This is a genomic window from Paenibacillus sp. 276b, from assembly GCF_900107875.1.
Taxonomy (GTDB): domain Bacteria; phylum Bacillota; class Bacilli; order Paenibacillales; family Paenibacillaceae; genus Paenibacillus; species Paenibacillus marchantiae.
Genome location: NZ_FNRR01000002.1, coordinates 268,011 through 281,457, shown reverse-complemented (window position 1 = coordinate 281,457; position 13,447 = coordinate 268,011). Strand labels below are relative to the sequence as shown.

Below are 13,447 nucleotides of genomic sequence, written 5' to 3'. Positions count from 1 at the left end.
CACATTTCCAATTTAAATCTCTATCTCTCTCACCCGGTTCGCAAGTGTATCATATCCCGTTATAGTCTCAGCAATATACGTCAGTACCGTTTCACTCCATCCATAGATATAAAAGGTTTTTCCATCCCGTGGCGGTACCATTGCCTGCTGATAAGGTGCAATATCCACAATAAATGCCTTCAGGTCCGGATTCATCATCCGTCGATAACGTTCAAGCTCAACATATAACGGACTGCCTTCATTCTGCTGTTCATCGGTGATCATAATGATCTGATCCACTTTTTCTCCGATATCCCGAAGCTCTCGTACAGGCCGTCCCGTGTCGGTTCCACCTTGTGCGCGAATCCGGTGAGCTTGGGAAAGGATGCTTTCATCCATCTTGGGACGAGCATCTTCAACCATATGGTCGAATAACCAGAACAACGAGTTGCCTCGTGTTTGTTTATATAGCGCCAGTGCCAGCACCGAACCAATCCGCAAATAATCCCCTTGCATGGAACCGGAGCGATCCAGGAAAATGGCGGTTCTTCCCGGCAGCGATGGCAGGTTGCCAATCGATAGCTCCACCGCTTCCCGCAAAGCATAGCGCAGCTCTTCTCTTGCGATCATTTCATACGCACTGGCGAATCGGAAAGGTAAGATGCGCGACTTGCGCAGGGCTTCTGCATCCGTTAGACGGCCCGTTACGTAATCGATATTTTTCGATTTTTCAAACACTCCCGCCCGATCCATTGCATTCAGATGACGTAACAATGCGAAGGTCGGCATCTGGGACATCAACGCCTCCCATACCGTACGTGTCGGCTGCATGATTGATGTGACCACCGAATACGGCAGTTTGCCTTTTTCAATCAGATGCATCCGACTTGCCGGGTTTGGGGTAGCCTTCAGCTTTTCCAGCGCCTGCAACTGCGGCAGGTCCGTAAGATCCACCTCATGTCCTCGCAAATAACGGAACAAGGCTTGTTGCTTCATATCTGTCGGCTTGGGGTGTGCTGTAGCGATCATATCGCCCAGACTGTATCCTCGCCCTCGCCCGTTGTATTTGATTGCCCAATACTCAGTGATGCCGTTCAAAAATTGACTCACCTGGCGCTTCACCGCTCGACCGCCCTGTCCCCGACCCGTTCCTCTTAGAATCGTCAGAAAATCGGCCAAGTCAGCCGGTGTCTGTACAACCTTGGAGAATACCTTCGCAAACTGATCCGGGTCCACCTTAGACAGCAGTGCCAGCCCGTATAGAGGCTGTAACCGCATCAAACCTTCATTACGAGCATAGACCAGCGCCCGCGCCATAAACCCTGCATCGACCTCAGCCATCTCCTGATGACTGACCATCGCATCATCCATCAGTTGCTGTGTATCTGCATAAAACGTATTGTTCAATGTATTGGTCATCAACATCTGTATATATTGTTCCTCCACCAATCGCTCATAGGCTCCGTAGCCCCCATGATTACGTGTCGTTGGCTGAGGTTGATTAAATAATTGTTTTGCTCTGCTCATCCCTCATGACCTCCCGGTGTGAGTCTATTTACTGATATTCCATAATAAAATGTTCCGAGGAAAAAGGTGGGAAGGTATAATACCCGCTCTACCGCTGAGCTACACCGCCATGAACGGCGGCGATTGGATTCGAACCAACGACCTGGTCGATTAACAGTCGAAGTAACCCTCCCTGGCGCCTCGGAACCTTGATCCGCAGAGTTTGTTGCTGCCCCGCTTCACAACCTTATTATGCCTCACACATTTGCACGCGAACATGGCGAAAGTATGGCGACCTCCATAAGTTAAAATGAAACCAGCCACTCATCCTGATACAATGTAGGGATATAGTAAATGGGAAGATCACCAATGTTTCTATATAACGAAGAATTGTTCTGCCAACATAGTCATCCATACATTCGCCTGACTCCAGGCCACCAAGGAGTGAATATTCATGGCTAAAGAGAGCTTTGATAAAGAAATCCAATTTCTGCGCATGCTGTCCCTGACAAGTGGTGCGTACAACCGTAAACAGTATGCCGAACGGCTCGGCATCTCCGTACATACATTTGATAAAACCCAGCGTAGATTAAAAGAAATCATGCAGACCGTCGCTGACCAACGCTCAGGTTCGGAACCAAACAAAGAAATGGCGGACCTTGTTCGCTTCCAGTACGGAGAATCTGCTGAGCCTATGCTGCTCTTCCTCTTTCGAGCCAAGTCGATGAAAGAGACTGAAGTGCAGCGACTTTCTGTCCTTTTGCATACCCTGCAAGATCAAGCTTTAACCGCAATGGAATTACTGGATGCCTGCTGCGCTGAACTTCCAGAGGAACTGGCGCTGCCTGACGAAAAGACCATTCGCTCCGATCTGAAGTATCTGGAAGAAGTGGGGGTGATCCGCAAGGAACCTGGCGGCAGGCCATATCGTTACCTTTTGCAGCAGGACGTACTTACGGGTCTATCCGTGGAAGAACAGTTGGAGTTGTATGATTTTGTGGATATTATGGCAAACACCCAGGTTCCGTCCGTACAAGGCTATATATTGCGGGATAGTCTCAAAAAAGCCATTGGCGCAAGTTATCCGCAGGAAGAAGCCACCGAGCCATTCATATACAAGTACCACTATTATTCACGCATTCTGGACGAAGCACATCTGTACACTCTGCTTAGTGCGATTCGCCAACGAAAACATATCCAGTTTCTATATTATTCACCCAAAAAACCGTCCAGCTACAGCTCGCAGAATACGAATCCACGCTTTGAACGGGAAGCAGGCGGACGATCCAACCGGATCGTACCGCTTGAAGTTGTCTATGACCATCAGTATGGCCGCTGGTATGTCATTGGATATCAGGGACGCCGAGGCTTTGTGAAATTCCGCATGGAAGGCATAACACAGCTGGAGGAACAGGATTCGATTGAAGAAGGATATATGCTTGAATTGAAACAACAGTGGGCCGAGATCAGCCGCTACAGCTGGCTAGTGGATACGGGAAACACCGTAACGGTTCAAGCCCGCTTCTTCCATCCTCAGGACAGCCAACGTAACTTCATTCTGGATCGGGTTCGTTTGCAAGGCCAATGGGGAACGATTACGCCCGAAACGGAACATACCTTTCTGTATGAAATCCAGGTCAACGGTATCACCGAGATTAAGCCGTGGCTTCGGAGTTTTGGCTCAAGTTGTGAGGTGATCGCTCCACAGAGGCTGCGTCAGGAGATGATTAAGGAATGGAAGGAGATTGCGCAATATTATGAATCTGTTCGAGAAGATGTTCAACTACCAGATGATGACGAGATTGAATGAAACCGGACTGTTCACCTGGACATCCCAGGAACGGGCCTGGCTGCGCATGATGCTGAATCACCCTGCCGCACCAGAAGCGCTGCACCCTGACACGTTGCACAAAATGCATGAAATGCTGGATGCAGAGCAGGATCTGGACCTTCAGGATTACCTGACCGAAAAAGCCAAAAGTGAAGAAAACAGTGTCTTTCATCCGCTGCTCAAACCATTACGGCAGATGATTTTGCATCATCAAGGGTTTCGCTTGACAGGGCGTGTACGCAATGGACGAATCAGCCAGGATCAGTTTGGATACCCCTACAAGCTCGAATATTCCATGGTCAAAAAAGAATGGTACGTACTCTGGTATGCTCCACTCTACAACAAACTAATGTCTACGAAGCTGCACAGCATCATTACCGCGGAAGCCCAGCCGCTTCAACCGGAAACTGCTTCTCAATATGCTGCCAAAATCGCCATTTTAACTGAGAACCGGAAGACCACCGTGAGGATCGAAGTGCTGCCGGAGTTCAATCAGGAGTTATCGCGAATTCTGTATGCCTTTTCCTGCTTCGAGAAGCAGGTCGAATTTGTGGAAGCCCAACAGACGTACCGCATTGAGCTGACCATTCCGCGTAATGAGATGGATTACGTACTGTCCAAAATGCGTTTTCTGGGCAAACGGGTACGGATTGCAAACAATGCTGTGCTTCGAGAGCGAATGTCCGAGACAGCCGCCAAAGTATTGGCACGCTATGCGGAAACCGAACTTGAAGCACTGCCTGAACGGACTTCTGGAGGAGTGCGCAGCCACACCATTGAAAAGCCTTTCGCCAATGCAGACGGCAGTGATTCTGCATAGCTCTTGTTAGTTGTGATTCGTTAAACGTCCAACTTATGCATAGGGGGACAAATAGCGTGTGTTCGTTTCATTAGAATAATATAATACAAAAAGGGCTGTCCCCCGTTATGCTAACGACCTAAGGGACAGCCTCTTTGTTCATATGTTTTCTCTACGCGCCACTACCGGCAGCCGAGTTCCTTCTTTTATTAATCGCATGCACACCCATCACAACCGCTATCAATTCATACGTATCCAGATGTTCTGATTGGTTGTCTAACACAAATGTGCCTGAACCGAACCAGCCACTTGTACGCCTGAAGCTTGCCACAACTTTACCGCCCATCCCGGTGATATCATATTCATGTGAAAACGCCGGAGCGGAGACATCATACACACCACGCGGTCCTGCATCGTACTCATACTTCTTACTGAAGAAACTGATCCTCGCCCGTAAGACACCCCATTCCCTTCCATCGGCTGAGGTTACATCCCAACGGTTACTTAACATGCGGAATTTACCACTGCAAATGAGTCCCGAGTTATCGAATACATCAAGCGATGAACCAAAGGCACTTTTCAAATCGAGATGACCTGCCTGTTCCTGTTCATGGTTCATAATCTCGGTGTACCCTGCATTAAAGAAATTATCTCTGAAATAGAGTTCCATGAAACCCCTCCCTTACAAGAAATAAACCTTCTCCTTTATTGTAAAACGACATATATCCCTATTTACGTATAAGAAATGGGAATTGCTTCAAATAAAAAATCTGCCAGCTAAATTGCAGCTGACAGAATCTTATCTTAAACTTCAACTTTTTTATTATTCAGATACACAGCAACACCAACCAAAATCACAGCCACGATGATTTCAAAAATAATACTGGCCCATGTTCCATCTGACCATGTAATCCGATTGGACGTAAAGGAGAGCGCTGTGCTTTCTTCAGTGAAATGAAATAATTCGTTCGAATTAAAACGACCCGAGAAGATGATATTCTCCAGCCAGCTAATGACATTGACTAGTACGAAAAATGCGACAATACTGATCCACGGTCCTGTTTTAAAGCGGAAGCTGCCTCCGATAGAAATGGAGAGGAAGATGATTATGATGCTGAACATAGCCACCCACCAGAGAAACAGCAACACATTAAGAATCTCCGAAACATGAATACCCGAATCGTTAATGTAGCTGGTAAAGTTAATCCCTGTATGCGTTGTACTGTAAATAAAGTAGTGAATGGCAGCAACAACCATTAAGCCCAACCAGCAGAGTGTTCCGAATATGATCGGAGACAAGACGTGAGACAGCCCTGTTACCGGCACAAGACGACGGTTGAACGAACGGATATTGGATCGGTATGTCTTGATCATTTTCACATAAATGGCCACACCTGCTCCGACATATGCAATGACACCTATAACACTCCCTGTTACTTCAGAAAAAAACAATGCCAGCCCAATTTGAACGATAATCAATACGGCTAACCCAGCCAAAAGCGTATTCCAATTCCTTCTAAAGTCATACTTCAGCAATGTCATCATTCCGCATAGACCTCCTTGAACATTTCATCCACACTTTTACCGTACTTGAGACGCAGTGTCTCCACTTCTTCCCGCATCACCAATTCACCTTCACGAATGAAGATCACTTCATCAAAAATTCGTTCAATATCCGTTACGAGATGTGTAGAGATGATCAGACTGCTGTCTTCGTCATAGAACTTCACAATCGCATCCAGAATTTTGCCACGTGCAACCGGGTCTACCCCGCCAATCGGTTCATCGAGCAGATAAAGACGAGCTTTACGGGAAAGAGCCAGTGTTAATTGCAGTCGTTCATTCATGCCTTTCGACAGATGTCTTACCTTATCTCCCTCTCCAAGCTTCATGAAATCAAGCATCTCTCTCGCTTTCTCTTGATCAAAATCAGCGTAGAAATCGCGGTAATACGCAATCGCGTCCCGTACCTTCATCCAACTCTCGGTTAATGGGCGGTCCGGCATAAAGGATACCAGCGACTTCGTTTCCAAACCTACCGCTTTTCCCGTAACACGAACATCTCCACTGCTAGGGTGCAGAAGCCCTGCAACCAGCTTCATCAAAGTACTTTTACCGCTGCCGTTACTGCCCAGCAGACCTACAATTCGGCCTGGTGCGATATCAAGCGTGATGTCATGAAGTGCTTTCTTGCCGCCATACGTTTTGCTCACATGGTTCAGCTCAAGAATATTACTCATTCACTGTTCCTCCTATTCCATCGCGATGCAGTGATTGCTTTCCTTCCGCAACGGCAACAGCGACGATATTTACGATATCCTGTTCTTCGATGCCCAGCTCCTGCATTCCTGTCAGAAAACGCTCCAGCAATTCACCAGCCATCTCTTTTTTGATCGTCATAATTTTCGACTCCTCACTTGTCACGTATCGGCCCAGACCTCGCTTGGTTTCAACCACTTCTTCCCGCTCCAACTCCTGAAATGTTCGCTGTACTGTATTAGGATTGATCTGTAATTCGGCCGCGAGCTCACGAACCGAAGGAATTTTATCGCCTGCCTTAAGTGTCCCGGTCACAATCTGTCTTTTGATGTACTGCATAATCTGCAGGTAGATTGGCAAGTTGTTGTCAAATTCGATGCTCACAGTGTCCTCGCTCCTCTCTGTATCTGTGTGTTAGTTACATAGTACACTAGTGATTTGTTGTTGTAAAGCCCATTTATTTAAAATGGCTCCAAATGCAAAAAAAGAACAGATCCTCAGATCTGCTCTTATTACTCTTGATTCTTCCAACTACGGTCATTGTATGATGTAATCGGTCTGACAAGAAGTTTCTATACGATATCCAAAGGCACTTTACCCTTAGGTGCAGGGAATGCCTCATTCAACCGAACAACTTCATCTTGAGTCAAAATAACGTCCATCGCCGCAGCATTTTCTACAACATGATTCAGCTGTACAGCTTTCGGGATCGCCAGTATGTCTCCATCCCTGATAACCCAGGATAACGCAATTTGCGAAGGACTGACTCCTCGATCCTTGGCAATCTCACGGATGACTGAATGCTCCAACAATTCTTTACGAAGCCTGCCACCTTGGGCCAGCGGACAATAGGCCATAACAGGAATACGGCGTTCCCTCAAACAGGGAAGAAGCTCGTATTCAATACCACGAGAAGCTGCATGATACAGCACCTGATTCACTGCACAATGCTGACCAGCTGGAATGTTCCATAGCTCCTGCATGTCCTCTGTATCCAGATTCGAAACACCCCAGCGCAGAATTTTGCCTGATTGTTTCAACTGTTCCAGAGCTTCAACCGTCTCTTCCAACGGCACACCTCCACGCCAGTGCAGCAGATACAGATCCAAGCGATCTGTACCCAGACGCGAAAGGCTGCGCTCACAAGCGGTAATCATCTGCTTCTGATCCGCATGATGAGGATACACCTTGGATACCAGGAATACATCATCACGACAGTCTTTTATCGCCTCACCAGTGACCTCTTCCGCCCCGCCTTCAGCATACATCTCAGCCGTATCTATTACTGTCATTCCACGTTCAATACCATAACGCAGTGCCTGAACTTCTTCTCTCCGACTGGATTGCTTCTCACCCATATACCATGTTCCCTGTCCGATTGCAGGCAGTGTTGTCCCATCGGGTAGCTGGATCGTACGCGTCTGATTTCCTTGTTGCATCTGTACTCCTCCAATCTGACAATATTCCTCATTATCTATTCATTATTAAACAGATCAAAGCTACTTCCTTCACTCGCCCTTTCATTCGATTGCTTCCAACGCTCCACCATCATGATATACAACTGGTCCAGTGGTAATGAGAGGCTGTTCTGGGCAATGCTTACCGTAGCATCGACTATGCTGCTGTTTACCGTCATTAATTTGCGCTTCATCCCATTCTGACGATCCAGAAACGCTTTCTCGTCCCACAATTTAACCCCAATCATCTTCTGTCCCATGAATTCATACATAAAAATATTCTCAACATCTTTCCAGGCAATTAACCCTCCTGATGTGTAAGAAGATGAATCCACAAACCCATGTTCATCGACAACAAAGGAAGGTTCCTTCTTAATCATCTTCACCAGGCTGTAGCAGAGACAAAGCCCAAAAAATATAATGGAGAACAAGCCTATAACGGAAGAAATGGCAGATCCCTTGGCTGAAGAATCATCAAACATCAAAAAAAATCCGGCTGCTACAAAAAGTGCCGCCCCCACTGTAAGCCATGCCATTCGCTTCCGGCTCGGGTATTCCACGTGCTGTTGATCATAGGATGTGGACAAAGTGATGCTCCTCCTTCATGGTGACTGAGACAAGAATGATCTATATAAACGGGGTACAGCTCATTAAATGAGCTGGATTACCAAATATACCTAAATAGCATTGTTCATTAAACAGATTCAACTGACATTAAACATCATTTTCAGACAGCTTTTCGTCCATTTCATGACTATTCAACATTAGGATTCGTCATGCTTCCAATAATTCCTTTCGGGCACAGGCGATATTGTTAAGAAATAGGAGTACGTTCGTTCAGAATCGTGTTGTCCTGCCTCATGCTTTCCGTTAATATAAATGGAAAGGTTAGGAAATTAAAACAATTTGATCGTGGTGGGAGGACAAACAATGAATAGTCTGCGCGGCATAACATCGGAAGATCTTTTTCAGATTACATGGGTTAATGATCCAACTCCGTCTCCTCAGGGCGGACAACTGGTATATGTAAGTCGGAAAACAAACGAAGCACGAGACGGTTATTCTTCTCACCTGAGACTCCTTAACCTGGAGAACCAGAAGGACAGAGCTTTCACATCCGGAGATAAGGATCACGCTCCTGCTTGGTCGCCAGATGGTTCACAGCTTGCTTTTTTACGAGAACATGAAGGCAAAACACAAGTGTGGCTGATCGCCTCAGATGGTGGAGAAGCACAGCAAGTCAGCCATTTAAAGCATGGCGTTAGCTCCCTGCTCTGGTCACCGGATGGGCTCACTTTGCTTGTTAAATCATCTGTGGACATGAGTGAAAAAGACGAAGATGAAACGGAAGACATAGATAAAAAACTGCTGCAAGAACTTGTCGTGGATCGAATTCGAATGAAATCTGACAGCGGTGGATTGTGGAACGGTCGACGAACCCATCTCTTCCGTGTTCCAACTGAAGGCGGAGAAGCGATCCCTGTAACTACAGGCCATTATGACGTCGGGGACTATGCGTGGTCGCCGGATGGAGAGTCCATTGCCTGGATCGCTCAGTTTCCGGAAGAAGGCGAGCAGCATAACGATTACACCCTGACAAACCATGTGTATCGTGCCAAGGCTGACGGATCTTACGTGCAGCAGTTGACTCCGGAAGGATACTCTTTCGGCCGGTTGTCGTACGCACCTGATGGACAATCCCTTGCACTGCTTGCCAGCGACCGTTCCTATGGAAATGCTACGTTGGTCAAGCTCTATACCCTTCCGGTCTCAGGCGGCCAACCCGTATGTCTAAGCAAGGATTGGGATGTACAGATCAATCATAGCCTCGTTGGTGATATGCGCTCACACTTAACTAATACGGGCCCGGTATTCAGTCGTGATGGTTCATCCATTCTCTGTCTTGTTACTATTGAAGGTAGCGTCCGGATTGCCCGATTCGCACGAGATGGCAGTCATGCCGAATACATCTTGCCGGACGAGAAAGAGTTCTATCAGTTTGCTGAGCTGGAAAATGGACAGATTGTGGCAGGCGTAGCAGACGTACTTAGTCCTGGTGATCTCTTTCTATATACTCAACCTGATGAAGTTGGGGCCGAGCCTATACAATTGACCCATAGCAATCCTCAACTGGATGAAGAAATCCAACTTAGCACACCCGAGACCTTCTGGTTCGATTCCTCTGATGGCCTGCGACTGCAAGGCTGGATGCTGAAACCGGCTGGTATGGTGGAAGGAGTCAAAGTCCCAACCATCCTTGAAATTCACGGCGGTCCACATATGATGTATGGCTTTACGTTTATGCATGAGTTCCAAATCCTCGCAGCACAGGGCTATGCTGTTGTATATATTAATCCAAGAGGTGGGCTCGGATACGGGCAGCAATTCGTGAATGCCTGCCGGGGTGACTATGGCGGTGGGGATTATCGTGATCTGATGGAAGCCATGGATTATGCGATTTCCCGATATCCGTTTATCGACGAGTCCCGTCTGGGCGTCACTGGCGGCAGCTATGGTGGCTTCATGACTAACTGGATTGTTGGACATACTGACCGTTTCAAGGCAGCCGTCACTCAGCGCTCCATCTCTAACTGGCTCTCGTTCTACGGAGTCAGTGATATTGGATTCTTTTTCACGGAAGACCAGATTGGCGGTAATGCATGGGATGACACCGAGAAGTTATGGAAACATTCTCCGCTTGCATATGTGGGTAATGTCAGCACGCCGCTGCTGATTTTGCATGGTGAGCAGGATCTGCGTTGTCCGATTGAACAAGCTGAACAACTATATGTTGCCTTGAAGCGACGCAAACAGACCACTCGGTTCGTTCGTTTCCCGGGAGCCAATCACGAGTTGTCCCGCGGAGGTCACCCGCACTTACGGGTACGTCGTCTGGAGCATATTGCTGGATGGTTTAACGAGCACTTGTAACGCCATAATAAGATCATATTTATGAAATAAAAGATAAATATTCTTCCTCCTGCTCCTCATGTGTGCCTGAGCGGGAAGAATTCAGGATTAGCAAAAAACCACCAGTAGAAGCGGTCATATCATGACCTTCTCTGGTGGTTTTTTTGCTGTTTGGACGTTTGGATATGGGACAGTTACTGCGTTCAGCGTTACTATCCCAAGTTTATTTTTATCAAAGCATGGCTACGAGTACTTGTTGTCACGACTATTCATCTTCCCATACAACAGTTATTTCATTAACATCCTTGTCGGTTGTGGAAGTGGACCCAGTAATGGATACGGCAAATTTCCCTTCTTTACGGGCAATAACGTTGAATCCTTCACCCTGTACGTCTTGGCTGTATTGAGTGAGGTTTTTGTTCTGGTAATAACCTTTGTAGGAAGTGCCTACCGTCAGCAGCGTTTCTTTTGTTGTATATGTAAAGACGATTTTGTTCTTGCCGCCGTCTACACTAGACTCTATCAGGCTAATTATCTTGGCATCCGTTGGTAAAGGTAAATCAGCTGGTAAATATTTGGCCTTCACAATTTCAGCCTGATTGTTTTTATCTGTTGATGCTGTTGAAGTCGAACCACTGTTGCTTGTGGAACTGGACCCACTGGAGGAGCTTGTGGAACCAATGCTTACTTTATTGGTTTTCGAATCATACGTTATTTCCGTGTTCAACGCTTCTGCAATGGAACGAACCGGCAGATAAGTACTGCCTTGATACGTAATGGAGGCGAGATTCTTGCCCTTGTCACCTGTCGGTGTGAACTTCTGTCCATTCACTTCAATACCTAACCCATGGTTTAAATAAGCCTTGATGGTTTCCAATTGTGTTCCTGCATATACCCCCGCTGATCCCGTTAGTACCATGCCGAAGACACCAGCGGTTAAAATCCACTTTTTATTTTTCATCCGAAATACCTCCTGATTGTATCTATTACCGAAAATATATGTACGGTTGGTGCTTCGTTGTTAAACCAAAGGTTGGAATCATAATACCATCTGGTGAGAGCTTGTACATGATTTAAGAGGAAAACAGGACCAGCGACGCACAAAATTAGTCGTTTCATTATTTTGCTTTACGCACACTTGAATCATTGTTATTACATGAATATATTCCTGGATGCAGCTCTATACAAAATGGAATCCATCTGGCGGTTACAAGTTGCGAAATCACCAAATTTATTAGATAATAATCTGTCGATTGTAGTCGAAGGAACGGATTTCAAGGGGGATTTAAGCAATGAGCAAGAACAATAATCATACATTTGACGAGCCGATTAATCGGCTCTCCACGGGATCAGAGAAATGGGATGCGCTTGAGGAGATCTTTGGTGTTGCAGATGCACTCCCCATGTGGGTTGCTGATATGGATTTCGCCGCTCCACCATCGGTCATTCAGGCGTTGAAGACTCGAATGGAACATGGGATTTTTGGTTATACAGTGCGAACAGATGCGTATCATGCAGCGCTATTGGGATGGATGGAGCGACGTCACAACTGGAGTATTAACGATGAATGGGTTGTATTCACCCCAGGTATTGTGCCTGCACTCAGTATTGCTGTACAACGGTTCACCCAACCGGGAGATGCAGTAGTAATTCAGACTCCGGTATATGCACCCTTCTATGATGTGGTACGTGGTCAAGACAGAGAACTGATGACTAATCCGTTGGTGGAGAACGATGGACATTACTCCATGGATCTGGAGCATCTGGAATCCTGCCTGAAGACGGGTCGGGTCAAAATGTTAATTCTGTGCAGTCCCCATAACCCGGTTGGACGGGTATGGACTGGTGAAGAACTTCAAAACCTTGCTGCACTCTGCGTGCAATATAATGTAATCATCGTTTCGGATGAAATTCATGCCGATCTGGTCCACGAACGCGGTGCGCATACTCCGCTGGCACTTATTTCTGAAGCTGTCGCTGAACTCAGCATCATCTGTACAGCACCAAGCAAAACGTTCAACATTCCGGGTCTCTGCACCTCTAATATCATCATTCCAAATGTCAAACTGCGGGAAACATTCATGCAGGGCGTGAAAACGATGGGACTTGCCAACATCAGCACGTTGGGAGCAGTTGCATCCGAAGCGGCCTACAACGGTGCTGAAGAATGGCTGGATGACTGTCTTGCCTATATCCGCGGAAATATGGATTACGTGCAGGAGTATGTCGCAGAGCATATGCCGCAAATCGGAATCCGGCTTCCGGAAGCAACTTACCTACTGTGGATGGATTTCCGGAAGCTGAATATTCCGCATGCACAGCTGTGTACGATGCTGCTTAAGGAAGCGGGACTCGCCTTTAATGATGGAAGTATCTTCGGAGCAGAAGGCATAGGATTCATGCGCATGAATGTAGCCTGCCCACGTTCAACAGTGGAAGAAGCGATGCGCAGATTGTCTGTGCTGGTGGGCAGACTGTCGAACAAATAAGTTGAGATACTTTTAAAGGAAATTAAAGACGCTAACGAATCGGGCATATAAGGTGTCTACGATTCGTTCCAACACCGAAAGTGTAGAATTCCGTCTAATAGCGTGCGCTAGTTTCGTTAAAGCATTGGTTTCTTTAAAATTGCAAAAAGGGGCTGTCCCCGTAGTCATATCCATGATTAACGTTCATGATGGACTACTCGGACACCCCTTTTATATT

General features: G+C 46.8%; 12 protein-coding genes. 4 read left to right on the top strand and 8 right to left on the bottom strand.

The window, feature by feature from the left end:
• Positions 1 to 12: 12 nt before the first annotated feature.
• Positions 13 to 1,506 carry a TROVE domain-containing protein gene (locus BLV50_RS12070; protein WP_063567680.1) on the bottom strand — a complete coding sequence of 498 codons (1,494 nt, stop codon included), beginning with the start codon at positions 1,504 to 1,506 and terminating at the stop codon, positions 13 to 15.
• Positions 1,507 to 1,939: 433 nt separating this feature from the next.
• Here BLV50_RS12070 and BLV50_RS12065 point away from each other — a divergent pair, with 433 nt between their 5' ends.
• Both BLV50_RS12065 and BLV50_RS12060 read left to right on the top strand, forming a co-directional pair.
• The gene (locus tag BLV50_RS12065; RefSeq protein ID WP_090807909.1) at positions 1,940 to 3,295 is read left to right on the top strand and encodes a helix-turn-helix transcriptional regulator; all 1,356 of its coding nucleotides are present in this window, start codon (positions 1,940 to 1,942) and stop codon (positions 3,293 to 3,295) included.
• Positions 3,261 to 4,136, top strand: coding sequence for a WYL domain-containing protein (locus BLV50_RS12060; protein WP_256337943.1), 876 nt, complete (start codon positions 3,261 to 3,263; stop codon positions 4,134 to 4,136). The genes BLV50_RS12065 and BLV50_RS12060 overlap by 35 nt, the downstream gene beginning before the upstream one ends.
• Positions 4,137 to 4,287: 151 nt before the next feature.
• On the opposite strand, the gene BLV50_RS12055 is transcribed toward BLV50_RS12060, so the two are convergent.
• The 6 genes from BLV50_RS12055 to BLV50_RS12030 form a co-directional block, all read right to left on the bottom strand.
• Positions 4,288 to 4,785, bottom strand: a complete 498-nt coding sequence (locus BLV50_RS12055; protein ID WP_090807905.1) for an LURP-one-related family protein — start codon at positions 4,783 to 4,785, stop codon at positions 4,288 to 4,290.
• A gap of 134 nt (positions 4,786 to 4,919) precedes the next feature.
• Positions 4,920 to 5,660, bottom strand: coding sequence for a hypothetical protein (locus BLV50_RS12050; protein ID WP_063567683.1), 741 nt, complete (start codon positions 5,658 to 5,660; stop codon positions 4,920 to 4,922).
• Positions 5,657 to 6,355: an ABC transporter ATP-binding protein gene (locus tag BLV50_RS12045; protein WP_063567684.1), complete on the bottom strand. Its 699-nt coding sequence runs from the start codon at positions 6,353 to 6,355 to the stop codon at positions 5,657 to 5,659. The genes BLV50_RS12050 and BLV50_RS12045 overlap by 4 nt, the downstream gene beginning before the upstream one ends.
• On the bottom strand, positions 6,348 to 6,758 hold the full coding sequence (locus BLV50_RS12040; protein ID WP_090807902.1) for a GntR family transcriptional regulator: 411 nt from the start codon (positions 6,756 to 6,758) through the stop codon (positions 6,348 to 6,350). Before BLV50_RS12040 ends, BLV50_RS12045 begins: the two co-directional genes overlap by 8 nt.
• Positions 6,759 to 6,946: 188 nt before the next feature.
• The gene (locus tag BLV50_RS12035; protein WP_090807899.1) at positions 6,947 to 7,813 is read right to left on the bottom strand and encodes an aldo/keto reductase; all 867 of its coding nucleotides are present in this window, start codon (positions 7,811 to 7,813) and stop codon (positions 6,947 to 6,949) included.
• Between the two features lie 35 nt (positions 7,814 to 7,848).
• Positions 7,849 to 8,418, bottom strand: coding sequence for an STM3941 family protein (locus BLV50_RS12030; protein WP_090807897.1), 570 nt, complete (start codon positions 8,416 to 8,418; stop codon positions 7,849 to 7,851).
• Between the two features lie 343 nt (positions 8,419 to 8,761).
• Between BLV50_RS12030 and BLV50_RS12025 the strand changes: the two genes are divergently transcribed.
• A complete protein-coding gene (locus tag BLV50_RS12025; RefSeq protein ID WP_090807895.1) occupies positions 8,762 to 10,762 on the top strand; it encodes a S9 family peptidase in 2,001 nt (666 codons plus the stop codon).
• A gap of 244 nt (positions 10,763 to 11,006) precedes the next feature.
• Here the strand turns inward: BLV50_RS12025 and BLV50_RS12020 are convergent, their stop codons facing one another.
• Positions 11,007 to 11,702, bottom strand: a complete 696-nt coding sequence (locus tag BLV50_RS12020; protein ID WP_090807893.1) for a stalk domain-containing protein — start codon at positions 11,700 to 11,702, stop codon at positions 11,007 to 11,009.
• A 331-nt stretch (positions 11,703 to 12,033) separates the two neighbouring features.
• Between BLV50_RS12020 and BLV50_RS12015 the strand changes: the two genes are divergently transcribed.
• Positions 12,034 to 13,230 (top strand): MalY/PatB family protein, encoded by a 1,197-nt coding sequence (locus BLV50_RS12015; protein WP_090807890.1) that lies wholly within the window; start codon positions 12,034 to 12,036, stop codon positions 13,228 to 13,230.
• Positions 13,231 to 13,447 lie beyond the last annotated feature (217 nt).